This window comes from Cuneatibacter caecimuris (assembly GCF_004216775.1).
Lineage (GTDB): Bacteria > Bacillota > Clostridia > Lachnospirales > Lachnospiraceae > Cuneatibacter > Cuneatibacter caecimuris.
In genome coordinates, this window is the sequence record NZ_SGXF01000001.1 from 378,444 (window position 1) to 403,439 (window position 24,996).

A 24,996-nucleotide genomic window follows, 5' to 3' on the forward strand; every position below is an offset into this window, starting at 1 on the left:
ATAGCTGCCTCCGTTTTATCTTCCGCCTCTCTGCCGGGATTCTTCCGGGCCCGGGTGGAGGGGAGCTGTGCACTGGTTGTTTTAGTGCACAGCTCTTTTGCTTATCTGGTGATTTTATTCATTAACTCTTTTGTTTCCTGGTCATAGTCCATGGATACCACTACTGCTGCGTTCAGGTATTGGCCGTCCTCAGATACTGCTGCAAAATCCTCTGTCAAAAAGAATGTATAAAAACGGCCCTCTATATTGGCAGCTCCTCTGGACCAGGCGTCCCCCTTTTCATATTGAAATTCCACAATGGGATAGTCATAGGAACCCTCGTTGACATAGAGCAGCTGGACAATAAGTGCCTGTCCGTCGGGATTCATGCTCTAATCCCAGCTGTTTTTTATTGTTTTATAGATTTCCTGATACTCCTGATCTGTTTTGGCAAATTCTTTTTTGGACTCGCCGGTATCCCATATGATTTTATCCGGCTCGTCCAGGGTTCTGGGTTCTGGCTTTTCCTTTTTCCCGGCGCATCCGCATAGGATCACGGCCGCCGTGAGGATTAGGATTATTGTTTTTTTCATACTCTCCCCTCCTCTTTTTTCAGTCTTTACCGGCTACGGAAAGCTCCTGAACCCGCACGTCCGGGCTTCCGAATCTGGTTCTTCCTCTGGGCATTCCCAGTTTGAGGGTATCCCCAAGGTCTGTGATATTTTTCAGCAGGTCGAAGAAGTTGCCGGCAATGGTGAAGTTTTTCACTGCCCTGGCTTTGCGGCCGTTTTCAATGAGAAAACCTTCGCTCTGAATGGAGAAGTCGCCTGTTACGGAGTTGGCACCAGCGTGAAGCCCGGTGACTCCTGTCACATAAATTCCCTGGCCTGCTTCGGCGAACAGCTCTTCTCCTGTTTTACCGCCTGGTTCCAGATAAAAGGTATAGGGCTGGACGCTTATATTGGATGCATAGCCGGCGCGGCCTGCGTTGCCTGTATTCGCCGTACCGGCCTTCCAGGCCGTGCCGCGGTTATGGAGCAGGGTCTGCAGCCTGCCGTGTTCCACAACGTGCTTTTTGCGGGCGGGAACACCTTCGCTGTCAAAGCTGCAGGGCATTACGCTGTGCCCTGAAAGTGGATCATCGGTGATGGTCACGATTTCAGAAGCGATCTGCTGACCTTCTTTTCCGGCCAGCAGCGTCATGCCTTTTTGGGCAGCTTCGCCGCTGAATATTTCAAAATACGCCTGGAGCAGGGCGCCGAAGGTTTCTCCTTCGATGATTACAGGATATTTTCCGGAAACCACTTCCCCGGATGACATCTTCGCCCCACATTTTTCTACAGCCTCTGCAGCCAGTTTTTTCATGTCTATGTCCGCAAAGTTTCCAAGGCAATAGGCAAAGTCGTCATCCATCTTCCCCTCTTCCTCCATCACGGACATGGCAAGGGTGATGCCATAATGATAATATTCCTGCACATCCAGACCATTGGTATTGAAAATTGCCCTGCTTCCGGATTCCTCACCAAGGCTGGATCTGATCCCGTCGGTTATGCGCCGGTCGGAGGACTTCATCTCTTTCTGCAGCTGCTGCCCGTTCCTGATCATTTCCGGAAGGGAACTGCTCCACTCCTGCGCCCTCTCAGCTGTAGACAGCCCGGCTTTTGGAGTATAAAAGTGTCCTTCCGGCTCTTCTAAACCATACGCAGCATTCTCTTTGGCTCTGATAAATAATTCCTCCAGGTGTTCCTGTTCAAACAGCTGGGTAGAAGCGTAGCCGCATCTTCCATTTTCCAGCACCCGCAGGCACAGGCCGGATCTCTGGCTGCTGTCCAGATGCTTCACGCTCTCTCCCTGCATTTCGATCTCAGCGGAATCTGATGCAGTATAATATAATTCGTATTCTTTCACGCCTGCCGCTGCCGCTGCTTCTGCGCACATTTTCTTGATTTCTGAAAATTTCTGTCCCATCTCTGCCGCCTCCTATCTTCCGCCTACTGTAATCCGGGATACCCGTACCAGGGGCTGGCCCACATTGGTGGGGATACTGCCGCTGGAAGCGCCGCACATGCCCTGGCCCATCTCCAAATTTTTACCCACCATATCAATATTCTGCAGGATTTCACTGCCTGTGCCGATAAGGCTGGCGCCGCGCAGAGGCTCGCAGATTTTTCCGTTTCTGATCCGGTAGCCTTCCCGGACCGCAAAATTGAAGGCCCCTGTCACAGGATTTACTGAGCCGCCGCCCATTTCCCTGCAGTATAAACCGTCCTCAATGGATGCAATAATTTCTTTATTATCGTCATTCCCCTCTGCAATATATGTATTGGTCATTCTGGAAGTTGTGGGGAAGGTATAGCTCTGCCTCCGGCTGCTGGCTGTGGAATCCAGCCCCATGCGCCTGCCGTTCAGCTTATCCACAAGATAGGATTTCAGAATTCCGTTTTCAATGAGCACATTTTTCCGGGCCGGCGTACCCTCGTCGTCTATATTAATGGAGCCCCAGGCGTTGGGGATGGTACCGTCGTCTATCGCGGTGACCTTCTCATTTGCGATCTTCTGTCCCAGCTTTCCGCCGAACTGGGACAGCCCGGCGGCTACACTCTCCGCCTCCAGTGAATGGCCGCAAGCCTCGTGGAAAATTACTCCGCCGAATCCGTTCTCAATGGCCACGGTCATCTGGCCGGCCGGACAATATCCTGCGTGAAGCATGGTCACTGCCTGACGCGCAGCCTTCCGGCCCACCTGACCGGGAGATATTTCCTCAAACATCTCCAGCCCGGACCTGCGTCCGGGACTGCAGCTCCCCAGCTGATTTTCTCCGCCGGCGCTGGCCACCGCGTTCACCACCAGCCTGGTTCTGATCTGGCGGTCCTGGGTGAAAAGCCCCTCGCTGTTAGCCACTAAAATGCGATGGTCAAAATCCAGCAATTCCGCAGAGACCTGGGAAATCTCCTGGCTGTCAGCCTTCGCAGCTTCGTAGGCCTCCCGCACCAGGTCCAGCTTATCGGAAATACGGGCGCCCGCAGGCACAACTCTGATGGGATGGATATCTCCCGGGATCTGTTCTCTCAGGTGAATTTCCACAGGAGCTTTCCCCTGGCCCAGTACCTCCGCCGCCCGTGCTGCGCACGACAGCAGGCCTGATAAAGACAAGTCCGAAGTGCTGGCGCTGACGCAGCGCAGGCCGTCGAATACCCGCACTGAAGCGCCGGAAACCATATTGTCATACAGCTTATCCACTTGATGATTCACATAAGACAGCTGATTTTCTTTTGTGTGCTCCACATAAATTTCAGCAAAATCCCCTCCGCAGGACAGGGCCCTGGCGAGCACCTGTTCTGCCTCATATTTTGGTATCATCATAAATCCTCCTCAATTTTTTCTATTTCTTCCAGCCAAAGCCTGGCAGACGCATCGCTGGGCATCCGCAGATCCCCTCTTGGGGACAGAGCCGCAGAGCCTACTTTTGGCCCGTCGGGCAGACAGGAACGTTTAAACTGCTGGGAGAAGAATCTTCTGTAGAAGGTCTTCATCCACTTTATAATAGTTCCGCTGTCATAGGTTCCGTCAAAAGCGTGGCAGGCCATGTGATAAATTTTTTCCGGGTGGTAGCCAAACCGCAGCACATAATATAAGAAAAAATCATGGAGTTCATAAGGCCCCACCAGCTCTTCCGTTTTTTGAGATATTTTTCCGTCCTCCGGCGGCAGCAGTTCAGGGCTCACGGGCGTATCCAGAATATCCAGCAGAATATCCGAAAGCCTTTTATCCCCGCAGGTATCGGCATAATACCGTACCAGATGCCGGACCAGCGTCTTGGGAACGGATGCGTTGACCCCGTACATGGACATATGGTCTCCGTTATAAGTCGCCCAGCCCAGAGCCAGCTCTGACATATCTCCGGTACCGATCACCAGGCCCCCGCACTGGTTGGCCAGATCCATCAGCACCTGCGTCCGTTCTCTGGCCTGTGCGTTTTCATAGGTCACATCGTGTGTGGAAAGATCCTGTCCGATGTCGGCAAAATGCTGGGTCACAGAAGCTTTGATATCCACTTCTTTCAGCGTGGCCCCAAGCCTTCTGGTGAGTTCGCAGGCATTTTGATAAGTGCGGTCCGTGGTGCCGAAGCAGGGCATGGTCACAGAAAGAATTCCATCCCTGGGCAGCCCCAGGCCGTCAAAAGCCCGAACAGCCACCAGCAGGGCAAGGGTGGAGTCCAGCCCGCCGGAAATCCCCACCACCGCGTGGCTGCTGCCGGTATGTTTGAGCCGTTTGCGAAGGCCCGCGGCCTGAATGGACAGGATTTCCTCACAGCGTTTGCTGCGGTCCGTCTTATCATCCGGCACAAAAGGGTTTTTTTCGATTTTACGCATAAGAGAAGCGGGACGCTTGCCGGAAGCGAATGTAATGATCCGGTATAGGTTTCTTTTTTCCTGAGAAGTTATGATCAGCCGCCGCCGTTCGCTCCTGATCCGGTCCAGATCCAGATCGCAGCAAAACACGCCCGTCTCAAAACGTTTGGAACTGCACAAAAGCGTGCCGTTTTCCGCGATCAGGTTGTGGCCGCCGAAAACCAGATCCTGGGTGGACTCCCCTTCTCCTGCTCCGGCATAGAGATAGCCGCATACCAGCCGCGCGGACTGGCCGCACACCAGATCTCTGCGGTATTCTGCCTTGCCGATGGTTTCGTTGCTGGCCGACAGGTTGCAGATCACTGTCGCCCCAGCCATAGCATGGCTGATGCTGGGGGGACATGGGACCCACAGGTCCTCACAGACTTCCGCCGCCACTGAAAATCCAGGGATATTTTCATCTTCCAGCAGCACCTTGCTGCCAAACCAGGTATCCCAGACCCGGCCTCCTTCTCCCTCCAGTGTCACCGGCACAGCCGCTTCAGGCCCGGGAGAAAAATATCTTTTTTCATAAAACTCACTGTAGTTCGGAATATGGCTTTTGGGAATCAGGGCCAGAATCCGCCCTTTCCACACAGCGGCCGCCACATTATAGAGCTGTCCGCAGTATTCCCAGGGAAGCCCCACCAAAGCTAAAATTTCCTTACTTTCCGTGATCTCTGCCAGTGAAAGCAGCGCGGCCCGCGCCTCATCCACCAGCGTGCTCTGCAAGAACAGATCCTGACAGGTATAACCGGTCAGACAGAGTTCCGGAAAAACAACCAGCTGAGCACCCTGTCCTTCCGCTTCTTCCAGTCCGGAGATCACCTGTTCCAGATTATGTTTTACATCTCCCACCACAATTTCAGGCGTGGCAGCAGCCACGCGGATATAATTTCCCTTCATGGTATCCTCCTGTATCCGGCATTACGCCTGTCCGGCCGGCCGGTTCTCTTCATATCCCAAAATATTTTTTTACGAACCAGGCCACTCCGTCCTCTTCATTGGACCGGGTAATCACATCGGCTGCTTTTTTGGCCTCTGGCACGCCATTTTCCATGGCGGCGGAAAAGCCGGCAAATTCCAGCATGCTGATGTCATTGTATCCGTCCCCACAGGCCGCCAGATCCTTCTGGTCCAAACCCAGATGGCGCAGAAGCCGCTGCAGAGACCGGGCTTTATCAATTCCCCTGGCCATGACTTCCAGAAAAAAGGGGGCGGAACGGTATACGCTGAAATTCTCTCCCAGCGCTTCCCGCACCTCTCCTTCCACAGAAGCCAGGTAACCGCCGTCTCCCACCAGCAGGAATTTTACAGGCGGGAAGTACACGGCTTCCTCCAAATGGACCACCTGCCTCACCGGCAGCTTGTTAATCCGGGATTCTTCCAGAACATAGGGATTCTTTGGAAACTCCGTGATGATCTGGCCGTCCTCATAGGTCAGAGCGGGAATGTGATACCGCTCCGAGACTTCAAAAATTTTGGAGAGCTCGTCCTGTGGCAGAGAGCGCTCAAAAATAATGTCCTGGCTGGCGCATTCGATCACCTTCGCGCCGTTAAACGCCAGGATAAAGCCGCCGTAACGCTCCATCTCCAGCTGTTTTGCCAGCGGCATGATGCCGTATGTAGGGCGTCCGGAAGCCAGCGCCAGGCGCAGGCCTTTTCGCTGGGCTTCCATCAGCGTTTCATAAGTTTCCTGTGTTATTTTTTTCTCTTCATTTGTCAGGGTGCCGTCCAAATCCAGCACCAGAAGCTTGTAATTCATCTCCGGCTCCTCATCCGTTTACTTTATAAGCATGCGCGCCGCCCTGCTTACGTGGACATTTTACCATATTTTACGGTTAATTTCTATCAGGAAATGAATTTTCCTGCGGCAAAGGGAGAGAATTCAAGGCGGATAAAGTACCCCTGCTCATGGCGGCACACCGGGCAGGCTTTGGGCGCTTCTTTTCCATAATAGACATACCCGCAGTTCAGACAGATCCATCCTGTCTCCACATCTGATACAAACAGCTTACCCTGCTCCATCCATTCCGCAAATTTCGCGAAACGCTCACTGTGAATTTTTTCAATACCTGCGATCTGTTCAAAGGAAGCGGCCACGGACTTAAAGCCTTCTTCCCTGGCAATTTTGGCAAAGCTGGAATATACCACGTCGTGTTCTTCCATTTCATTGTGTTCCGCCGCCCGGAGCAGCTTGGACACATCCTTATAGATATCCACCGGATATCCGCCGTCCACAATGATTGTTTCTCCTGCCAGATCCTTCAGATGATCATAAAATATTTCCGCGTGCTCTTTTTCCTGGTCAGCGGTATAGGTAAATACCATCTGCACCACCGGAAGTTTCTGCTCTTTTGCCTGGGAGGCCGCGATGGTATAGCGGTTGCGCGCCTGGCTCTCTCCTGCAAATGCGCGCATCAGATTTTTAGCTGTTTCACTGTTTTCAAATGCTGTCATTAAAAAAACCTCCATTCACTTATTCAGCCTTAGTGTATGGAGGTTTGTAGAAATTATTCAATTATTTCCCAGAAATTGTCTGCTCCTTTTTCACAACAGGAATCCATACTTCGTACTGGGCGTTGGCCGGGTCCGGATTCAGATATACTTCTATGTCCGGGGCGTTGGCATATTCATATCCTGAAGCAGGAAGCCATTCTGTCACGATTCTCTGCTCCAGCTCCTGAATGGAAAGATTGTTCCCTGATCGGAGAAACACCGCCCAGGTACATGCAGGCACCTGGTATTCCTGAAATTCCTCAGACGGCTGCGTGCTTGCCACTGCAATGAAATACGTCCACTCCTCTTTGTCGTTGCAGACGCTGACTCCCAAAAGCCCTTTGGGGAAACCATCCATCAGCGCCGCCAGTTTAGGCAGGGTTCCATCCATGGCCGCTTTTCCCCACATTTCAGGCACCACGGCAAAATTCTCTTCGATCTCGCTGCGCATCGGCTGAGAAATCCCCACAATCCGAAACGCCTCTTTTTCCACAATATGATAGTTCATTTCACCCATCCCTTTCACTATAAGTTTGAAGCTGACGGGCGGATAGGACTTGACCGGAGCGCCTTGTTTTCTCGCCGCAGAGGGCGAAATACCGTGGACGCTCTGAAATGCCCTGTTAAAGGCAGTGGGTGAGGAATAGCCGTAGCGCAGGGCGATATCCACAATTTTTTCTTGGCTGTTCTGCAGGTCCACGGCAGCCAAGGACATCCTTCTGCGCCGGATATATTCTGAAAGCGGAACTCCGGCCATATAGCCGAACATTCTCTGGAAATGATAGGTGGAACAGCAGGCTGTCCTGGCCGCCAGTCCGTAATCAATTTCTCCATTCAGATTTTCCTCAATATAATTTACCGCACTGTTCAGGTATTCTGTCCATTCCATTCCTTCATCTCCTTTTTTCACTCATTATAGTTGTTTTTTACATCTCGCGCCTCTCTTTCCCTGCACAATAAAGAGAGGTTTGGTTTGCCTGCGCCTACCTGCGGTAATACTTCGCCTGGGCGTTCCACAGCGCGGCGTACATCCCTTCCGTCTCTCCGATCAGCCGGGCATGGCTGCCGCGCTGCACCAGGCTGCCCTGATCGAAAACCAGAATGTCCTGGCAGAACCGGCAGCTGCTCATCCGGTGGGAAATATAGACGCTGGTTTTGTCTTTCACCATGTCGTCAAACCTGGAATAGATTTCATATTCGCTGACCGGGTCCAGCGCTGCGGTGGGTTCATCCAGGATTACGAAAGGCGCGTCCTTATACAGAGCCCTGGCGATGGCCAGCTTCTGGGCCTCGCCTCCTGATATGGATTCCCCTCCTTCTTCCTCAAAATACAGCGGCGTATCCAGCTGTTTTGACATCCTTTTCACCTTCTCCTCCGCGCCGGCGCAGCGCAGGGCTTTCCATACCCTGTCTTGATCCGGGTCCTGTGAACAGGCTATATTTTCGCCCACAGCAAAAGCAAACAACGCAAAATCCTGAAATACCGCAGCAAATAAGTTCATGTATTCCTGATAATCATACTTGCGTATATCAATGCCGTTTAAGGTAATGCTGCCCTCCGACACATCATAAAACCGGCAGAGCAGTTTGATAAAAGTGGTCTTTCCCGCGCCGTTCTGTCCCACCACGGCAAATTTTTTCTTCATATCCAGTTTTACGGAAACATGCCTCAGGACCCATTCCTCTGTGCCGGGATACCGGAAGCTCACATCGTGAAATTCGATTTCATACAGATTGTCCAGCCGCTTTTCCACGGGCAGCGAGCCGGTGTCCAGCACACTTTTCTTCTCCAGATAATTTGTGTAATAGGCCAGATAGGAGGTATACAGGCGTATTTTATCATTGGATTCTATCACATTTTTCATAGCTTCGTTCATCTGCTGCACCGCTCCGGCGTATTTCGCCAGGCCGCCGACGCTGACGGCTCCGGCAAAGGCTTTCAGCGCCACCAGCAGATAGGAAAAAACCAAAACCAGACTGTTGGCCGCACCTGAGCTGATTTTAGATAGGTCCTCAAATCGCCAGCGTTTCCGCAGAAAGCCTTCATTTTTCAGGCTCAGCTTCTCCCATTCCTGAAATACCAGTTCTTTCATATGGTACATCCGCAGAGTCTTGGCGATCTGCTCATCATAGAACAGCTGATCCCGGAAATATCCCATTTCCTGGGACAGGCTCATGGTCTTCTGAAAAATTTCCAGGCTGTGGTCATTTACGTAAGCCGCAAATTTGCCGTAAAATACTGCCATTGCTGTCAGCAGGAGGAACATTGCCAGAAAAGAGCCTGGTACAGAAAGCAGAATCCCTGCTAACCCGTCGCCTTTTGCTCCATGCAGGCAAAAATCAACCAGAAGTCCCATAGAAATCCCTACGGAAAACAGGTTTCGCAGCAAAGTGGAATATTCTATCAGAAAATTGCCAAAACCTCCGTGCTTGGCTACATTATAGTCTGCCGCAGAGAATTCTTCAAGGCTCTTTTTATCTGCAAAGGTCTGGTAATCCAGGGATATGGATTTCAGACAGACATGAGCGTTGCACTGCCGGTTAATTTCCATGCTGATGGCTTCGCTCTCTTTCCTCAGCCAGTCCAGCACCACGCCAAAGGCCAGCTGAAGCCCCAGCATCCCGCCTGCCAGCCACAAGCTTTGTTCCCATTCTCCCGCCACCAGCGCGTCCACAATCCCGGCTCCGAACAGAATTCCGATAAACGGCCATCCTGATTCCGCCGCAGCCCAGAGCATGAATACCGGAACAGCGGAATGGTTCAGCTGATGGATCATTTTCAGCAGCTTATATCCCTTCCGGTGAATCTCCAACAGTTTCTTCATCCCTCTCCTCCTTCTGATAATAGTGAGCCTGTATCTGATACATCCTGGCGTATTTCCCGTTCAGGGCCATCAGCTCCTCATGCGTTCCTTCTTCTGCGATTCTGCCGTTTTCCAGAAACAGAATGCGGTCGCAGAATCTGGTGCTGCTGAGCCTGTGGGAAATGAATACAGATATTTTATTTCTGCACATCCCGGCGTATTTTTCATACAGCTGGTTTTCTGCGATTGGATCCAGCGCAGCGGTAGGTTCGTCCAGAATCAGCAGGGGCGCGTCTTTATAAAGAGCCCGCGCAAGCAGAAGGCGCTGAAGCTGACCCCCTGACAATTCCACACCTTCCCGGTCCAGAACTTTTGTCATTGATGTTCCCATTCCTTTGGGCAGGCTGTTTATTTTATCCCACAGATCCACCTGTTTCAGACATTCTTCCGTTTTTTCCCTGTCGCAGCTGTTCCGGGCCTTCAGCTCCGGAAAAGCCCATTCAAAAATTCTGCCCATCTGGGTATCTGTCTGTCCGCTTTCTTCCTCGTCTGCAAAGGAACAGGAGATATTCTCCGCCACTGAAAAGGGAAACAGCTGAGAATCCTGAAACAGCACGGAGACCTGTTCCCTGTAATGCTCCTGGTCGATTTCTTTCAAATCCTGTCCGTTGACCAGTATCTTTCCTTCCTCCGGATGGTAAAGTCCGCACAGTAATTTTACCAGGGTGGTCTTCCCTGCTCCGTTTTCTCCCACCAGCGCCACTTTTTCATTTTCTCTCAATTCCAGGCTGAAATGTTCAAACAATTTCTGGTCCCCGTAGGAGAATCCTACATCCTCCAGCCTGATATTCCTGCAGGGTTCCGAAACATCAGCCGTTCCTGTTTCTTCCTTCGTCTCCTGTTCCAGATAGACGCGGTAAGTAGATACCAGATAACTCTTCTGTTTCAGTTCCGCATAGCTGTCGATGATCTTCTGCATCCAGACTCCGAAAGCAGCCACAATTCCCACATAGATCACAAAGTCAGACACGCTAATCCTGCCTCCGGCCATTTCCGCAATCAGAAACCCATAGGACAGTCCGTCCCGGATCAGGGAACTGGCCCGGATGCCCAGTTCTCCATAAAAAACATGATTCTGCACATCCCGATAGCAGGAAGAGGCTTCCTGTGTATTCTGGGAAAACAGCTGCCGAAACCACCCGCCCAGCCGGTACATCCGGATATCCTTTGCTTTTGCCAGATCAATGCTCTCCCTTTTCAGATACCAGAATTTATTCTGGTTTTTCCAGAAGAGCTTAAGGTGGTCGTAACCATAGTCCGCGGCCTTCAGCCTGAGCAGGCAGTTTACGGCAGACGTGACGAACAGCACGGCCAGGAGCCACCATTTCACTCCCGCCACCATCAGCCCATAGAGCAGAAAACCGCCTGCATTTACCAGCAGCTGCTGCCCATACTGAAACATGGCCTGGATCCCCTGAAACTTGCCCATGGGATCCATATCGTGCACCGCGTCATAAATCTCGTAACGGTCCTCCCTCATTTGGGGATCTTCCAATTCCGCCATCCCGCACAGCAGCAGCCTCTGATAGATTTTCCCTGTATACAGAGATTCCCGCAGGATCTCCGTGACATGTGTATATTTCTGATGCATTACATCCTTCGCCAGATTCATACAGAAAACCGCGCCGGTCAATGCCGCCACCGTAAACAGCAATTCGGCCGGCTCTCTGTTCTGCACAAGCATACCGGTTATCAGGCCCGGAAGCAGCACCAAAACAAAGGGAATCAGGATCTGCAGCACAATATCCGCCGCCAGATACAGGTAATACCGGTATCCGGCGCAGCGCATATCCTTCAGCACCATAAAAAGGTTGGACCAGATGCCATATTTCTTCTTTGCTCCTTCATCCATCATATTTCACATCCTTTCCTGTTCTGCCTACAATATAGCAGATCTGAAAGAGAAAAAACGTCCGGGTACGTAAAAAGCAATTCTGCGTACGCGAACGTGAAAAAGAAGTCCGTTTGCGGATTACTCCGCCTGCCTTTTTATTCTCCGCTTTCTTCCAGAGGCAGCATAACCTCGCTGGCGAACACTCCCGGCTCATTTTTCAAATTCAGATACCCGCCGTATCTGTCTACCGCCAGCTTCACCCGTTTCATTCCGTGGCCATGTTCTCCTCTCTTGCTGCTGATATAGTTCTTTTCATTAAAATCCAGCTCTTCTTTGGCTGCGTTGACCACCGACAAATAAAACTGGCGCCGGACCACCGCGCAGTAAATTCGGATAAAACGCCTGTTTTCTGCTATCTGCCCGCAGCTTTCAATGGCATTGTCCAGCAGATTGCCTGCGATCACGCAGAGATCCGTGTCCCCGATGCTGAGGCGCTCCGGAAGCACAGCCTTGCAGTCCACTGCAATATTCTTTTCCTTTGCCAGCGTCAGTTTGGAATTCAGCACTGCATCCATCATCACATTACCGCTTTTCACTAATTGGTCCACGGAATCCAGGTCATCTTCCAGTTCATTTAAGTAGGTTTTTGCTTCTTCTGTCTGCCCCAGCTGCAGCCATGCTTTCAAAGTCTGGATATGATTATGGTAATCATGCCTCCATCCGCGCATATTTAAATACACAGCTTTCACTTCTTCATAATGATGCAGCATCACCTGTTCCTGAAATTCTGCGGTGCTCTTACGGAAAGATGCGGAATAGGAGCTGTAAATATACTCCGCCTGCCCCAGCGCCAGACACAGGGCAGCAGAAGCCTGCCAGCCGAAGCCTGCCAGCGCGAAATATCCTGCGGCTGCCGTCAGCCCCAAAACTGTGACAAACAAAACCCCTGTTTTCTGTCCCCGGGTAAATGCAGCAAGTAAATACAGCAATCCGGCAAAAACAATAAAAGCTATTTCGGCCTGCTTATCCGGCCCCACAGCCCATCCGGCTACACAGGAAATCAGCAGAGCCGCCCCGGCAGCCAGGCAATACCTGATCCTGGGATAAGAACCATCGCTGTAAAACACCAGAAAAAAATCCAGCGTAACCCAGCCTGCGGCCAGCCCGGCCGGCCATGCTTCCAGGTAGCAGGCGGACGCCCATTCTGCAGCCAGCAGCCCGCCCAGGAATATTCTCTTTTTCCATCCTCTGTCCAGCGCAAAAAACCATTCTATGCAAAGCCACTGCAGCGCTGTCATCAGGCCGCCCCAAATCCATTCCATCCTATACGCTCCCAAAATGATACGTGATAAACCGGCTGCTGATTTCGCGGTACCTGCCTCTGGGCACAGGCAAACGGTCTCCGTTTACCATCTGTACCTCCTCCGGCGTCAGCCTGTCCACCGCCTCCAGGTTCAGCAGGTAGCTCCTGCCCATCCGGCAGAAACGGCTGCCGGACAGTTCCTGTTCCATATCCTTCATGTTCATTTTTACCCGGTATACTTTATCCTGGCAGTGAATTTCCAAATAGTGGTCGTCGCTTTCCACATACAGCACCTTGCGGCGGTCCAGACGGCAGACCTCCCGCCCCACCTGCAAAAGCCATGGCTCTTCCTGCTGCATGGCCAGCTCCCGTGCTTTCTCCAGACAGGCAAAAAGCTGCTCTTTTTTTACCGGCTTCAGCAGATAATTTACCGCATTGACATTGAATCCCTCATAAATATAGTCCACTGCCGCTGTTACAAAGAGGATTTCCGTTTTTTCATCCCTTTTTCTGATCCTTTTCGCCAGCTGCACACCATCTATCCCATCCATCTGAATATCCAGAAGCAAAATATCAGGCACATTCTCATCCAGTTCAAACAACACCTGGTTTCCGGACGAAAATGAACGCACAGCAGTATTCCCCGCGCTGCAGAAAAATTCCCGGACATATCCTTCCAGAAGGGCCCGCTGGGCCGGCTCGTCCTCACAAATCCATACCTGCATCCTTTCCTCCTTTTTCCGCATCCTCACATCACACCAAAAAGATGATAAAAGCCGCGCATTCCCCAGGCATTTAGCCCAAAGAAATACACGGCAGTTTTTACATTCAATCCACAGCAATCAGTCCTGCAGCAGTTTTTCCACGCTCACCAGCTTTACGCACAGCACGAAAAGTTCTGCAGCCATCGCCAGTTCTTCCTGCGTAGGATAAGTAGGAGCAATGCGGATGTTTCTGTCCTGAGGGTCTTTATGATATGGGAACGTGGCTCCCGCACCGGTCATCGTGACACCGGCCTCTTTTGCCTTTGCAATGATCTTCTTCGCGCAGCCCTCCATGGAGTCAAAGGAAATAAAATAACCTCCCCTGGGCTTTGTCCAGGAACCGATCCCCAGACCTCCCAGCTCCCGCTCCAAGACTTCCCAGACAGCCTCAAACTTCGGGCGGATTTTTTCTGCATGGCGCTGCATGTGGGCCTTCATCCCATCAATATCCCCAAAGAACTTCACATGGCGCAGCTGGTTCATCTTGTCGTGGCCGATGGTCTGGATCGCCAGCTGGGCTGTGATATCCTCAATATTGGCTGCCGACGCGGCCAGGGCTGCAATTCCGGAACCGGGAAAGGTTACCTTGGAGGTAGAGCAGAATTCAAACACCATATCCGGATTCCCTGCTTCTTCGCAGGCCGCCAGAATATCTTCCAGTTTATCCCCGCCTTCTTCATAGAGATCGTGAATCGCATAGGCGTTATCCCAGTAAATCCTGAAATCGGCCGCTGCCGGACGGAGATTCGCGAAACGCTTTACCGTTTCGGAAGAATAGGTATATCCCTGAGGGTTGGAATACTTGGGCACGCACCAGATTCCTTTCACCGCGCTGTCATGGCTGACCAGATCTTCCACCATATCCATATCGGGCCCGTTCTCTGTCATGGGGACAGGGATCATTTCGATTCCGAAAAATTCAGTGATCGCGAAGTGTCTGTCATATCCGGGCACAGGACAGAGGAACTTCACCTTATCCAGCCTGCCCCAGGGGGTATTTCCCATCACGCCTCTGACCATAGAGCGGCAGACAGTATCATACATCACATTCAGGCTGGAATTGCCATATACAATTACATGCTCCGGCGTGGTGCCGATCATGTCCGCCATCAGGCGGCGGGCCTCCGGTATACCAGTCAGAGCGCCGTAATTACGGCAGTCAATCCCGCTTTCACACTTAAAATCAGATACCTGCCGGAACACGCTGGTCATCGGCAGCGCCAGATCCAGCTGATCCGCGGCCGGCTTCCCTCTGGACATATCCAGCTTCAGCCCTTTTGCCTTCCAATCCTGATACTGCGCGTTCAGCGTTTCCTGTAACTGTAACAGTTCCTCTCTGCTCATGTTCTGGTATGCAGACATATGATAACCTCCTGTAAGCAGCCGGACGCCTGACGGCATCCGGCTTTTTTGTTAGACTGTGTGCTATTCTATCTCATTTCCCAGGAGATTGCAAATGCTTTTTTCGTAAAAACTGCAAAACCAACAAAAATCAATAAAATTTCCGGCAAGTCCCCCGGAGATTCCGAATTATTTCTTCTCATTCTGTATTACACGGGCATCGAATCCCTTCTTCTTCAAAGCTTTGACCAGCTTTCCGAAGTCCTTGCAGACAATCCGCATATATACTTCCTGAAGCCCCATCACATCTGTATCCCGCTGGATGATATTGCGGATATCCCCGCCGTTTTTGGCGATCACTTCTGTAATCTTTGCCAGCGTTCCTTTGAAATTATAGGTATAAATGGTCAGTTCATCCCCTCTGTGCCCGAACAGCTTCTGATATTCCTTGAACACCGCCTGATGCGTGATGATACCCAACAGCTCCTGTTTTTTGTCTGTTACAGGGATAAACCGGATTTTAGAGGTGATAAAGATAGACGCCGCGTCTTCAATGGCCGTGTCCGCACCGATGGTCATGACCTCAGTACGGATCATGTCCTGAACCTTCTTCTGCAGGAATTCTTCTTTCGTGCCCTGGTATTCCCGGAAATACACTTCATAGACAAACTGTTTTGACAGCACGCCGATAAATTTCTTTCCATCCACCACCGGCAGGGAAAGCAGGTGGTTGCTGTCGATCACATGAAGCGCGTGCTCCAGCGAATCCTCAACGGACAGACACTGCAGCTGGGCAAAAGGTACCATAATCGCTTTTACTAACATAGTTTTTCCTCCTGTGAAATAATGATATTCCGCTTATTGGCTGCACACCTCTCTGGGCACCAGCCAAAAACACTCGTAGGGTCCCAGGACAGCGGGCTGGTCCGGCTGCACCACTGCTCCCTGCAGCAGGTCCCTCAGGCTGCCGTACTTGATAAACGGCTGCATACAGCCGCTTCCCACAGTTTGGGGCTGATCTGTAAAGTTTGCCAGCGCCAGCATATGAATCCCTCTGGCGAACCCCAGCACCCCGCCGTTCCAAGTCTGCAGAACACTGCCCGGGCAGTCCGGCCCGAACAGTCCGCTGCAGCGGCGCACCTGTTTCATCTTGTCAAATTCTTCCTGGAGCCACGCCTTCTGCCATTCCTTCAGGCCAGAAGGCTGTTTTCTGCCGGTAAATGCCATGGAGCCGTTCATAGCCGCGGCTGTTTTATACAGAAGCAGCTCCCGCTTCAGCGCCAGCTCCAGCTCATAGGTATTTCCCGCACGCAGAGCTTTCTTCACTCCGCACAGTTCTGATACGCTACCCTGGACAGCCGGAACGCCGCTGCCAACATCCACGCTTTTTCCTTCCGCAAAACTGCCCGGATATTCCCCTGTATAAAACTGCATCAGAAACTCGATATGGCGCTGTGGGTCATAGCCTGCCGCCCGGGTCTCGCCCTGGTTCAGCACGCTCCACCTCAAAGGCTGCTTTTTTCCCACCGCGTTGGCATATCCTTCCGGCCTCTCTTTTCCGGTCCTCCGAAGCATTCCGGCCAGCTGTGCCACATTTCTGGCCGCCAGGCTGTTGTACAGCAGCGGCATCAATTCCGGATTTTCCTGTAATTTTTGTTCTGGCATAGATTTTTCCCCTTTTAATATGCCTGGTCCGCCAGAGGATTCCTGCGGATCAAACGCTTTTATGATATTTTCAGTATATCAAAATTTTTATGAAAATACAAGAAGGAAGTCAGCCTGCGGACCTCACCTCGCAGCTGTTACCTGCATATCCTATAATAATGAATTGCGCGGGGTATCTGTGATGAAAACAGCCATTTACTGCCGGCTGTCAGTGGAGGATGCAGGGCTGGAACCAGGAAACGCCAGTGAAAGTATCCTCAACCAACAGCTTCTGCTTCTGGATTATGCCCGAAAACATGGCCTGGAAGTCTTTGCAATTTATGTAGATGAAGATTATTCCGGCATGGACGACCGCCGGCCCGCCTTCTGCAGAATGATTGAAGACGCTTCCATCGGCAGATTCCAGATCATACTCTGTAAAACCCAGTCCCGGTTCACCAGGAATATGGCTACAGCGGAAAAGTATCTCCATGGATTGTTTCCTTTATGGGGAGTCCGCTTCATCGGCGTGGTGGACGGAGTGGATACCAGCCTATCCGCCAATAAAAAAGCCAGGCAGATCAACAGCCTGATCAATGAGTGGTACTGTGAAGATCTGTCTGAAAATATCCGCTCCATTCTGCGAAAAAAGATGGAAGCCGGGCAGTTTATTGGGTCTTTTGCCTGCTACGGATATCTGAAAGATCCTTCGGACCGGCACAAACTGATCCCTGATCCAGCCGCCGCGTCGGTGGTGCGCCAGATCTACCGGCTGTATCTGGATGGCTTTGGGATCGGCACCATCTGCCATCTTCTGGAGGCAACCCGCACGCCTTCCCCCTCCGCGTACAAAAAACAGCAGGGTCTGGCTTACCGGCCTGTTTCAGAGGGCGAAAGCCCTTTTCACTGGCATCCCAGTACAGTGAAAAGGATTCTTAAAAATCCTGTATACACAGGCGCTCTTGTTCAGGGAAAGCAGAGGAAGCTGAATTACAAAAGCCAATATGTTCTTTCCGTCCCGCAGGAGCAGTGGATTGTGGTGCCGGACTGCCATCCGGCGGTTATAGATGAGGAAATGTTCCTGCAGGTCCAGGAACGTTTTGCCAAGCGGAGGAAACGCTGAACATAACAATGAGGACTGGATTTCATATGTAAACAGAATCCAGTCCTCATGCTCATTTTGTTATCTTAATTGTGATGCCGCTATTCGGAAATTACCTTTCAGCCTAAAATCTTCTTCAGCGCATGGAAGGCCGTGGTATAAGACCACACGCCGTCTGAGCTCTCTCTGGCGTCAACATGCTGTTCCAGGCTCTTCAGCGCCGCGAATTCCGCCAGGTGGGGTTCCAGGCTCAGGAATCCCGCATAACCGGCAGCGTCCAGCTTCGCAAGGATTTCAGCCACATGGCCGTCTCCTTCGCCCGCGGGAACTACCTGCGCGTCATCCCATCTGGCATCTTTGATGTGCACATATTCCACATAATCCTTCAGCAGATCATAAGCTTCCAGGGTGTCCTGGCGGCACTGAACGAAATTAGCGAAGTCATAGGTACATCTGAAATTTTGGCAGTAAAGCTTTTCAAATATTTCGCGGCAGCGGGAAGCCACGTCGCCGTAAATACCCTTCTCATTCTCATGAAGCAGCACAACATCCTGCTCTTTCGCGTATTCCACAAAGCGGGCCAGGCGGTTCATCACTTCATCCCTGTATTTTTCTGGATCTTCATCCTCGGGCATAAAAAAGCTGAACATGCGGATATATTTTGTTTCAAAAACCTTCGCCAGCTCCACTACATGCTTGAAGGTCTCAAAGTGAGGCTCAAAATCATCTGTGATCTGAATTTTTCCAACAGGAGAACCCACTGCGGAAACCGCGATGCCGTTTTCCTTAAACAGCTTCATAATCTCCTGTGCTTCCTGGATGGTATAATCCGCCACGCCTTTGTCATTGGCGCTGCGAAATTCCACATACTTCACGCCCAGTTCATTGAGCAGGGCGATCTGCTTATGGATATCGGTATCAATTTCATCGGCAAAGCCGGAAATGCGAATCTTGTCTAACATGTTTTTCCTCCTGATTATACGGTTGTCTCCCCTGCTCCTCTGGCGGACTCATAGACCGCCAGCATCAGGCGGATCGTTTCATCCAAAGTGCGCAGGTTCAGCCAGAATTCTTTTCCTTCTTTCAGGCAGCCATAAAAGTCCCGGATGCAGGCATCGTGGCCGCTGCCCCAGTAGCTCTTGCCGTAGCCCATCACCACCGGCAGCTTCATCTCTTCTTTTGTTCCGTCCGGATAGTAAATCACAGCATCAGGATCTTCCATGCGGATTGTCATATTCTCACAATCCAGCTCAATCAATGGCTTGGGATTGCTGCTGTAGGCTGTGGTGGCATAAAAGCATCCCACTGCTCCGCCTTCAAAACGGATGTAAGCCTCCATCATATCCTCCACCTCAATCACGTTTTTCAGATGGTGATTTCCCGCTGAAGCTTCCACAGTCACAGGAGTTCCGGCTAAATAGGCCATCAGATCCAGGGTATGTACTGACTGATTGATCAGCGCGCCGCCGCCTTCCTTATCCAGTGTGCCTCTCCAGCCGCTGTCTTGGTAGTATTCCACTCCGCGGCTCCAGGTCACTACGCCCCGGACTCCCAGGATTTTACCGGGCTTTCCGCTGCGGACCAGGTCTTTAACCGCCTGCGTACAGGGATTGTACCTGTTCTGGAAACAGATCCCCAGCTTTGCCTCGGAACTCTCTTCCGCCGCCTGCAGCTGCTTCAGCTGTTCTCTGCTGATCGCAGGGGGCTTCTCCATAAAAACGTTCACACCGGCATTCAGCGCCTGTATCGCCACCGGCACATGGAGATAGTGGGGCAGGCAGATGTGCAGCACATCAATCTGCTCCTTCTCCAGCATTTCATCTATGGAAGCATAGGCGTTGCCGCCGTACTCCTTTGCAAATTCCTGCGCCCGTTCCGGCCTGATATCCGCAAAAGCTGTAAGCTCCGCGTCCTTCATCCCGGCCAGGCAGCGGGCATGCACGGCTGCGATTATGCCGCAGCCTGCAATAGCTGCCTTCATGTTCCTGCCCTCCGTCTGTCGGATTTTATTTTCCCTGTACAAAGGTTACTTCTTCTACTTCTTTTTTCTGGGAAGTGGCGCGCAGCGCGGTCAGCTTCTCCAGATACAGATCCTCATCAATGGGAAGTTCCACCGGATGTCCCAGCCAGCTTGACAGATGCATGGCGTTGGAAAGAGTCAGGCCGTTGATGCCTTCGTACCCCTCTGCGGTCAGGGGAGTACCGTGCAGGATTCTGCCTGCAAAGGCTTTCAGAACACCCATATGCTGCTCGTTCTGCCCGTCTGTCTCCACTTCCACCATCTCTTCGCACTCAGGCTTCTCAAAACCCTGCTTGGAAGCAAAACGGTGTTCTTTTTCGCTGGTTTTCAGCTTCCACAGCATCACCTTGTCATTTTCGCATACCAGTTTCCCGCGGTCCAGCGTGATCTCCAGGCGGTTGGTTCCGGGAGCGTCGGCGGTTGTGGTGACAAACACGCCCGTTGCGCCGTTGGGGAACTCCAGATATGCTGTCACATCGTCTTCTACCTCAATATCATGCCACTTGCCGTTATGGCAGAAAGCGCGCACTTTAGAAGGCATGCCGCAGATCCACTGCAGCAGGTCCAGGTTATGAGGACACTGGTTCAGCAGCACGCCGCCGCCCTCTCCGTCCCAGGTCGCTCTCCAGCCGCCGGAATTATAGTAGGTCTGTGTGCGGTACCAGTCCGTGATGATCCAGTTCACACGTTTGATCTCACCCAGCTCCCCGCTCTGAACCAGCTCATGCATCTTGCGGTAAACACAGTTTGTCCTCTGATTGAACATCATAGCGAATACTTTATCATATTTCTTCGCCTCTTCGTTCATCTCACGCACCTGCTTGGTGTATACGCCCGCAGGCTTCTCGCACATCACATGAAGCCCATGCTGCAGCGCCTGCATCACGTACTTGGGATGGTCGTAGTGAGGCACTGCCACCAGAACTGCGTCGCACGCGCCGGATTCGATCAGCTCTTCGCCTGTCTCGTAAATTTTCACAGTTTCCGGAAGGTTTTCCTTTGCCCACTGTCTTCTGTTTTCTTTTAAATCTGCTACTGCTGTCAGCTCAATTTCGGGAACTTTGCCCTCCACCAAATTCTGGCTGTGGCCGCTGCCCATATTACCGACGCCGATAATGCCTAATCTTACCTTATCCATCTTATTTCTCCTTTCAGCGGGCAAAGCCCGCCCCAACATTTACTGATTTTAGTTTACATGATCCCAGTTAAAATTGCCATTGCAAATGATAGGTATTATATTGCAAATATAGCGGTCATGGAGTACAATAGAACCATTGGACTTTTTATCTTACAGGAGGGGATATTATGACACGTTGGGCGCATATCGCTGCGGAACAGATTCGTTTTGACTACTCGGAAACCGAGGTCAGCAACGAGGAATACAGTCTGCACTGCCACAACTTCTATGAGCTGTATTATTTCATCAACGGAGATGTGGATTATCTGGTGGAGGGCAGACATTACCACCCCACCCCTCACAGCCTGCTGCTTCTGGCCCCTAACATCTTTCACGGGGTACGGATTAACAGCGAAGCCCCTTACAGGCGTTATTCCTTTCATTTTCATCCGGATTGTCTTTCAGCAGAGCGCCGCGCCCCTCTTCTGTCCCTCTTTCCGGGCCCGGAAGACGCCGGCCGGCTGATTTACTTTGAACATCTGGATGAGCAGCAGGTCCCTGCTTTTTTTGACGCCCTGGCCCAATGCTCCCATGAACCGGAGGATACAAAAAACGCGCTTCTGCCCATACTGGCAGAAGCGCTTCTCTCCAAACTGCTGATGGTGTGCCGGACCGACTCCCATTATCTGTCCGCGCCCGCTTCCTCCAGCACTGTGGGAAACATCCTCACCTATCTGAATGAGCATCTGGCCATGCCAATCAGCCTGGATGAAATTTCCCAGAAATTCTATATCAGCAAGCACCATTTAAACAAAGTATTCCGCAGCGCCACAGGCACTACCGTCGGCGATTACCTGCTCCATAAAAGGGTTGCCCACGCCCAGATGATGCTGCTGGCGGGCCATAGCGCCGCAGATGCCTCTTCCGCTTCAGGTTTTTCGGATTATTCCGCTTTTTTCCGGGCGTATAAACGCATCACCGGCCATTCTCCTGTGCAGGACCGGGGCGGCGCTCCTTTTCAGCAGAGCTCCGGCAGCAGAATGCAGGTGATCGCCGCGCCGGGAACAGAACTGCTCTGACAGAGATCAGCTCAAAAGATGTTTTTATAAGTAGGAACAGATCAGCTCCATCTGCCCTTCCAGTTCCAGGCTGCCGAAACCGGCAGGAACCAGGAAATTTGTTCCTTTTTTCACAGGCAGGCCGGCGGCAAGGCCTTCTCCCTCCACCAGGGTCACATTGACAAAGGGCTTTTCCCAGTTCACAGCCATCTTTCCTTCCACGCAGACCCGCTCCACGCTGTACTTCGGACAGCATACAAGAAGTTCCCGGGTTCCTCCCGCTGCAGGAATACGGCGCCGGCAGCCCCTGGTGTCCTTTTCATCAAACGGAACGCGGATTACCTCCAGGCTCTGCCGCACATGGAGCTGTCTCGGTTTTCCGTTTTCCAGCCTTCCATAATCGTATACCCGGTATGTGATATCGCTGCTCTGCTGTGTCTCCAGGATCACTGTGCCCTTGCGGATGGCATGGAGGCACCCCGGCTCTATCTGGAAAAAATCACCCTTTTGTATGGGAATGACCCGGAGGAAATCATCCCAACGCTCCTGAAGAATCATTTCACGCAGCTCTTTATCGGACTTGGCATGGTGGCCGATCACAATATCCGCCCCATCGGGACAGTCCAGCACATACCAGCACTCTGTTTTCCCCAGGGAACCTTGTTCATGGACTGCCGCATACCTGTCGTCCGGGTGCACCTGAATGCTCAGATCCCGGCTGGCGTCTATGATCTTCACCAGCAGCGGGAACCTGTCTCCATCCGTATCTCCGAAGAGTTCCCTGTGCTCCGCCCACAGTCCCGACAGAGCAGCCCCGTCATATCTGCCTCCTGCCACCCGGCAGTCTCCATGGGGGTGGGCGCTGATTGCCCAGCATTCTCCAGTGTTCGCTCCGGGAAGTTCATAGCCAAATTCTTTCAGCCTCTCCCCGCCCCAGATCATCTCTTTTAACACCGGCTCCAGAAAAATCAGCTCCTGACTCATTTCCGTTCCAGCTCCATGACAGCCAGTTTCAGACAGCCCATCACGCCCTGATTGTCATTGAGGGCGGGCAGCACAATATAGCTGTCCAGGTCCTGAAGTTCTCTGGTATTCAGATACCCTCCCAGGTGCTTCGCAGTCTCTCTGCGCACCAGCGGCAGCAAGTGTTCCTGGTGCATTACCCCGCCGCCCAGCACAATCCGTTTTGGTGACAGGGTCACGATAAAGTCTGCAAGAGCCTGGCCGATATAGTAGGCTTCCATCTCCCAAACCTCCTGCCGTTCTGTCAGTTCATAGGCTTTCTTCCCCCATCTGGCCTCAATGGCAGGACCTGCGGCCAGTCCCTCCAGACAGCTGTCGTGAAATGGGCAGTTGCACCTGAACTCATCACCGGGATACCGCTTCAGTATCACATGGCCGCCCTCACAGTGCAGCATGCCATGGAGCAGCCGTCCTTCCAGCATGACCCCAACGCCCACGCCGGTTCCGATGGTGATATAGATACTGGAATCCACGTCTTTTGCAGCTCCCCAGGTCGTCTCTCCCAGACAGGAACCGTTCACATCCGTATCAAACCCCACTGGGATGTTCAGCGCCCTGGCAAAGGTCCCCCGGAAATCAAAATTCTGCCAGGCCAGCTTGGGCGTGGTAGTGATATAGCCATATGTACCGGAATCCCGGTTCAAATCCACCGGGCCAAAGCTGGCGATCCCCAGCGCGTCCAAATCCTTACCCTGAAAAAAATCCAGAAGTTTCGGCACTGTTTCCTCCGGGGTAGTGGTGGGGATAGAAACCCTCTCAAAAATTTTACCCGTTTCATTGCCCACTGCGCAGACCATCTTCGTCCCGCCGCCTTCAAGCGCTCCGATTCTCATTTCTTTCCTCCCTGAATTACAGCTCTCTTCCGTATACCTGTATCTGCGTCAGCGCCGGGAACGGAGAAGGGTCTTCCGCCTTCTTCATATCCCGCATTTTCATCCAGCTGATTTTTTTCGGTTCCATCGGAAAACGGTGGGGCGCAATGCTCTTTTCCATCTGCACTGTCTTCTCAGTTCCATCAGAAAATTCAAAAGTCGCCTCCACCCACCAGTTATCGTGAGGGAAATCCGCTCTGGTCCAGAGAACAATCTCATCGATCTCTACTTCCCTGCCGAAATCCAGCCTGATCTCTGCGTCGTCCCTGCGGTTGATTCCCCAGGACTCGTAAGGCCATTCCCCGTGAGACAGGTTTTCCAGCACCCCGTCAATGGCATTTCTGGCAGCAAATACAGACTCTCCCCTGGTTTCCACATTGGCGCTGGCATGGGGGAAGCATCCTCTGTCCCCGTGCTGATCCAGCACGTTCAGCGCCAGATTCCTGCGGCCTTCCAGCTCTCTTTGTTCCGCCGGCTGCGCCGTGAGCAGATGGCGTTCTCCCATAAATACTCTGGGGGAGTAGCTGACCCGCTTTTCTCCGAAGGGAATATCAAACACCCATCTGGATTCTGTCAGATACACCACACCCTCTCCCAGGCAGTCGTCCACCTGAATCTGATAGAACATCCCGGTCCGTTCTGTTGTAAAAACAATCTGGTCCCCTTCTTCATAGGCCTCTTCAAATACCAGAGATACGCGATTCCCTCCCGTACTCTCCGCTTTCACCCGGCCGTCTGCGGCCAGTACCTGAAATTTCATTTCTGACATTTTTCTTCCTCCTCTTTTTCCCAATTCAGACTGTCTCCTGTATGATAAACATCCGGCTGTCTTCCGGCATGTCCGTCTGCAGTTCAAGAACCCCTGCCCGATTAGCCCGCCTTGGTCCTGTCTCCGTGTTTCCCGCATGTTCCATCCGCACCTGGAAACCGACGTGAGGCGTAAGCCCGGTGAGGGTAAATTTTACAGTTCTCTGTTCTCCCGCCGGATTCTCAAAGCGCGCCTGAATTCTGCCGTCCGGCAGCTTCTCCACCAGACAGTCCGGCCCGTCCTTCATCACCGCCCCGTCCGCGCAAAGCAGGACGTTTTCCACAACAGTAATTTCTCTCATATGCTTTACTGCCCCTTTTTCTTTCCTTATGATCGTTTTTATCATATCACATGTTGATTCTGTAGGGTAGACATTT

24 protein-coding genes are annotated in these 24,996 nt (G+C 52.1%); 2 read left to right on the forward strand and 22 right to left on the reverse strand.

Going from position 1 to position 24,996, the window contains the following annotated elements; genetic code table 11:
- Positions 1–101: 101 nt before the first annotated feature.
- From EV209_RS01830 to EV209_RS01900, 15 genes are all read right to left on the reverse strand, one after another.
- Positions 102–368, reverse strand: a complete 267-nt coding sequence (locus EV209_RS01830) for a hypothetical protein (RefSeq protein WP_130432483.1) — start codon at positions 366–368, stop codon at positions 102–104.
- A 3-nt stretch (positions 369–371) separates the two neighbouring features.
- Positions 372–572 carry a hypothetical protein gene (locus EV209_RS01835; protein WP_130432485.1) on the reverse strand — a complete coding sequence of 67 codons (201 nt, stop codon included), beginning with the start codon at positions 570–572 and terminating at the stop codon, positions 372–374.
- A gap of 19 nt (positions 573–591) precedes the next feature.
- Positions 592–1,947 carry a TldD/PmbA family protein gene (locus EV209_RS01840; protein WP_130432487.1) on the reverse strand — a complete coding sequence of 452 codons (1,356 nt, stop codon included), beginning with the start codon at positions 1,945–1,947 and terminating at the stop codon, positions 592–594.
- 12 nt (positions 1,948–1,959) lie between these two features.
- The gene (locus EV209_RS01845; RefSeq protein WP_330520552.1) at positions 1,960–3,342 is read right to left on the reverse strand and encodes a TldD/PmbA family protein; all 1,383 of its coding nucleotides are present in this window, start codon (positions 3,340–3,342) and stop codon (positions 1,960–1,962) included.
- Positions 3,339–5,276: an NAD(+) synthase gene (locus EV209_RS01850; RefSeq protein ID WP_130432489.1), complete on the reverse strand. Its 1,938-nt coding sequence runs from the start codon at positions 5,274–5,276 to the stop codon at positions 3,339–3,341. Before EV209_RS01850 ends, EV209_RS01845 begins: the two co-directional genes overlap by 4 nt.
- Positions 5,277–5,325: 49 nt before the next feature.
- Positions 5,326–6,135: a Cof-type HAD-IIB family hydrolase gene (locus EV209_RS01855; RefSeq protein ID WP_130432491.1), complete on the reverse strand. Its 810-nt coding sequence runs from the start codon at positions 6,133–6,135 to the stop codon at positions 5,326–5,328.
- 86 nt (positions 6,136–6,221) lie between these two features.
- A complete protein-coding gene (gene rbr, locus EV209_RS01860) occupies positions 6,222–6,830 on the reverse strand; it encodes a rubrerythrin (protein ID WP_130432493.1) in 609 nt (202 codons plus the stop codon).
- Between the two features lie 61 nt (positions 6,831–6,891).
- Positions 6,892–7,758, reverse strand: coding sequence for an AraC family transcriptional regulator (locus EV209_RS01865; protein WP_130432495.1), 867 nt, complete (start codon positions 7,756–7,758; stop codon positions 6,892–6,894).
- Between the two features lie 94 nt (positions 7,759–7,852).
- Complete coding sequence (locus EV209_RS01870; RefSeq protein WP_130432497.1) at positions 7,853–9,694, reverse strand: ABC transporter ATP-binding protein; 1,842 nt, start codon at positions 9,692–9,694, stop codon at positions 7,853–7,855.
- Positions 9,657–11,588 (reverse strand): ABC transporter ATP-binding protein, encoded by a 1,932-nt coding sequence (locus tag EV209_RS01875; protein WP_130432499.1) that lies wholly within the window; start codon positions 11,586–11,588, stop codon positions 9,657–9,659. Before EV209_RS01875 ends, EV209_RS01870 begins: the two co-directional genes overlap by 38 nt.
- A gap of 134 nt (positions 11,589–11,722) precedes the next feature.
- Positions 11,723–12,889: a sensor histidine kinase gene (locus EV209_RS01880; protein WP_130432501.1), complete on the reverse strand. Its 1,167-nt coding sequence runs from the start codon at positions 12,887–12,889 to the stop codon at positions 11,723–11,725.
- Position 12,890: 1 nt separating this feature from the next.
- Positions 12,891–13,595 carry a LytR/AlgR family response regulator transcription factor gene (locus EV209_RS01885; RefSeq protein WP_165388777.1) on the reverse strand — a complete coding sequence of 235 codons (705 nt, stop codon included), beginning with the start codon at positions 13,593–13,595 and terminating at the stop codon, positions 12,891–12,893.
- Positions 13,596–13,712: 117 nt separating this feature from the next.
- Entirely contained in the window at positions 13,713–14,996 is a 1,284-nt protein-coding gene (locus EV209_RS01890) for an aspartate aminotransferase type Ic (RefSeq protein WP_130432505.1), read from the reverse strand.
- Between the two features lie 168 nt (positions 14,997–15,164).
- A complete protein-coding gene (locus tag EV209_RS01895; RefSeq protein WP_130432507.1) occupies positions 15,165–15,800 on the reverse strand; it encodes a CBS domain-containing protein in 636 nt (211 codons plus the stop codon).
- Between the two features lie 33 nt (positions 15,801–15,833).
- Positions 15,834–16,640 (reverse strand): alpha-amylase family glycosyl hydrolase, encoded by an 807-nt coding sequence (locus EV209_RS01900; RefSeq protein ID WP_130432509.1) that lies wholly within the window; start codon positions 16,638–16,640, stop codon positions 15,834–15,836.
- 181 nt (positions 16,641–16,821) lie between these two features.
- Between EV209_RS01900 and EV209_RS01905 the strand changes: the two genes are divergently transcribed.
- Positions 16,822–17,742: a recombinase family protein gene (locus EV209_RS01905; RefSeq protein WP_130432511.1), complete on the forward strand. Its 921-nt coding sequence runs from the start codon at positions 16,822–16,824 to the stop codon at positions 17,740–17,742.
- 98 nt (positions 17,743–17,840) lie between these two features.
- On the opposite strand, the gene EV209_RS01910 is transcribed toward EV209_RS01905, so the two are convergent.
- Genes EV209_RS01910 through EV209_RS01920 form a run of 3 tightly spaced genes read right to left on the reverse strand, consistent with a single transcriptional unit; the run spans position 17,841 to position 20,879 of the window.
- Positions 17,841–18,683, reverse strand: a complete 843-nt coding sequence (locus EV209_RS01910; RefSeq protein WP_130432513.1) for a sugar phosphate isomerase/epimerase family protein — start codon at positions 18,681–18,683, stop codon at positions 17,841–17,843.
- A gap of 14 nt (positions 18,684–18,697) precedes the next feature.
- Entirely contained in the window at positions 18,698–19,702 is a 1,005-nt protein-coding gene (locus EV209_RS01915; RefSeq protein WP_130432515.1) for a Gfo/Idh/MocA family protein, read from the reverse strand.
- Between the two features lie 25 nt (positions 19,703–19,727).
- Complete coding sequence (locus EV209_RS01920; RefSeq protein ID WP_130432517.1) at positions 19,728–20,879, reverse strand: Gfo/Idh/MocA family protein; 1,152 nt, start codon at positions 20,877–20,879, stop codon at positions 19,728–19,730.
- 167 nt (positions 20,880–21,046) lie between these two features.
- On the opposite strand from EV209_RS01920, the gene EV209_RS01925 reads away from it, so the two are divergent.
- A complete protein-coding gene (locus tag EV209_RS01925) occupies positions 21,047–21,937 on the forward strand; it encodes an AraC family transcriptional regulator (protein ID WP_130432519.1) in 891 nt (296 codons plus the stop codon).
- Between the two features lie 24 nt (positions 21,938–21,961).
- Here the strand turns inward: EV209_RS01925 and EV209_RS01930 are convergent, their stop codons facing one another.
- Genes EV209_RS01930 through EV209_RS01945 form a run of 4 tightly spaced genes read right to left on the reverse strand, consistent with a single transcriptional unit; the run spans position 21,962 to position 24,920 of the window.
- On the reverse strand, positions 21,962–22,900 hold the full coding sequence (locus EV209_RS01930; protein ID WP_130432521.1) for a type I phosphomannose isomerase catalytic subunit: 939 nt from the start codon (positions 22,898–22,900) through the stop codon (positions 21,962–21,964).
- Positions 22,897–23,772: an ROK family protein gene (locus EV209_RS01935; protein WP_130432523.1), complete on the reverse strand. Its 876-nt coding sequence runs from the start codon at positions 23,770–23,772 to the stop codon at positions 22,897–22,899. Before EV209_RS01935 ends, EV209_RS01930 begins: the two co-directional genes overlap by 4 nt.
- A gap of 16 nt (positions 23,773–23,788) precedes the next feature.
- The gene (locus tag EV209_RS01940; protein WP_207220566.1) at positions 23,789–24,580 is read right to left on the reverse strand and encodes a carbohydrate-binding protein; all 792 of its coding nucleotides are present in this window, start codon (positions 24,578–24,580) and stop codon (positions 23,789–23,791) included.
- Between the two features lie 25 nt (positions 24,581–24,605).
- Complete coding sequence (locus tag EV209_RS01945) at positions 24,606–24,920, reverse strand: hypothetical protein (protein WP_130432525.1); 315 nt, start codon at positions 24,918–24,920, stop codon at positions 24,606–24,608.
- Between the last annotated feature and the right edge of the window lie 76 nt (positions 24,921–24,996).

Excerpts from the sequence above, each read along its gene's own strand:
- EV209_RS01830 (WP_130432483.1), bottom strand. The coding sequence starts at position 368 with ATGAATCCCGACGGACAGGCACTTATTGTCCAGCTGCTCTATGTCAAC.
- EV209_RS01835 (WP_130432485.1), bottom strand. The coding sequence starts at position 572 with ATGAAAAAAACAATAATCCTAATCCTCACGGCGGCCGTGATCCTATGC.
- EV209_RS01840 (WP_130432487.1), bottom strand. The coding sequence starts at position 1,947 with ATGGGACAGAAATTTTCAGAAATCAAGAAAATGTGCGCAGAAGCAGCG.
- EV209_RS01845 (WP_330520552.1), bottom strand. The coding sequence starts at position 3,342 with ATGATGATACCAAAATATGAGGCAGAACAGGTGCTCGCCAGGGCCCTG.
- EV209_RS01850 (WP_130432489.1), bottom strand. The coding sequence starts at position 5,276 with ATGAAGGGAAATTATATCCGCGTGGCTGCTGCCACGCCTGAAATTGTG.
- EV209_RS01855 (WP_130432491.1), bottom strand. The coding sequence starts at position 6,135 with ATGAATTACAAGCTTCTGGTGCTGGATTTGGACGGCACCCTGACAAAT.
- rbr (WP_130432493.1), bottom strand. The coding sequence starts at position 6,830 with ATGACAGCATTTGAAAACAGTGAAACAGCTAAAAATCTGATGCGCGCA.
- EV209_RS01865 (WP_130432495.1), bottom strand. The coding sequence starts at position 7,758 with ATGGAATGGACAGAATACCTGAACAGTGCGGTAAATTATATTGAGGAA.
- EV209_RS01870 (WP_130432497.1), bottom strand. The coding sequence starts at position 9,694 with ATGAAGAAACTGTTGGAGATTCACCGGAAGGGATATAAGCTGCTGAAA.
- EV209_RS01875 (WP_130432499.1), bottom strand. The coding sequence starts at position 11,588 with ATGATGGATGAAGGAGCAAAGAAGAAATATGGCATCTGGTCCAACCTT.
- EV209_RS01880 (WP_130432501.1), bottom strand. The coding sequence starts at position 12,889 with ATGGAATGGATTTGGGGCGGCCTGATGACAGCGCTGCAGTGGCTTTGC.
- EV209_RS01885 (WP_165388777.1), bottom strand. The coding sequence starts at position 13,595 with ATGCAGGTATGGATTTGTGAGGACGAGCCGGCCCAGCGGGCCCTTCTG.
- EV209_RS01890 (WP_130432505.1), bottom strand. The coding sequence starts at position 14,996 with ATGTCTGCATACCAGAACATGAGCAGAGAGGAACTGTTACAGTTACAG.
- EV209_RS01895 (WP_130432507.1), bottom strand. The coding sequence starts at position 15,800 with ATGTTAGTAAAAGCGATTATGGTACCTTTTGCCCAGCTGCAGTGTCTG.
- EV209_RS01900 (WP_130432509.1), bottom strand. The coding sequence starts at position 16,640 with ATGCCAGAACAAAAATTACAGGAAAATCCGGAATTGATGCCGCTGCTG.
- EV209_RS01905 (WP_130432511.1), top strand. The coding sequence starts at position 16,822 with ATGAAAACAGCCATTTACTGCCGGCTGTCAGTGGAGGATGCAGGGCTG.
- EV209_RS01910 (WP_130432513.1), bottom strand. The coding sequence starts at position 18,683 with ATGTTAGACAAGATTCGCATTTCCGGCTTTGCCGATGAAATTGATACC.
- EV209_RS01915 (WP_130432515.1), bottom strand. The coding sequence starts at position 19,702 with ATGAAGGCAGCTATTGCAGGCTGCGGCATAATCGCAGCCGTGCATGCC.
- EV209_RS01920 (WP_130432517.1), bottom strand. The coding sequence starts at position 20,879 with ATGGATAAGGTAAGATTAGGCATTATCGGCGTCGGTAATATGGGCAGC.
- EV209_RS01925 (WP_130432519.1), top strand. The coding sequence starts at position 21,047 with ATGACACGTTGGGCGCATATCGCTGCGGAACAGATTCGTTTTGACTAC.
- EV209_RS01930 (WP_130432521.1), bottom strand. The coding sequence starts at position 22,900 with ATGAGTCAGGAGCTGATTTTTCTGGAGCCGGTGTTAAAAGAGATGATC.
- EV209_RS01935 (WP_130432523.1), bottom strand. The coding sequence starts at position 23,772 with ATGAGAATCGGAGCGCTTGAAGGCGGCGGGACGAAGATGGTCTGCGCA.
- EV209_RS01940 (WP_207220566.1), bottom strand. The coding sequence starts at position 24,580 with ATGTCAGAAATGAAATTTCAGGTACTGGCCGCAGACGGCCGGGTGAAA.
- EV209_RS01945 (WP_130432525.1), bottom strand. The coding sequence starts at position 24,920 with ATGAGAGAAATTACTGTTGTGGAAAACGTCCTGCTTTGCGCGGACGGG.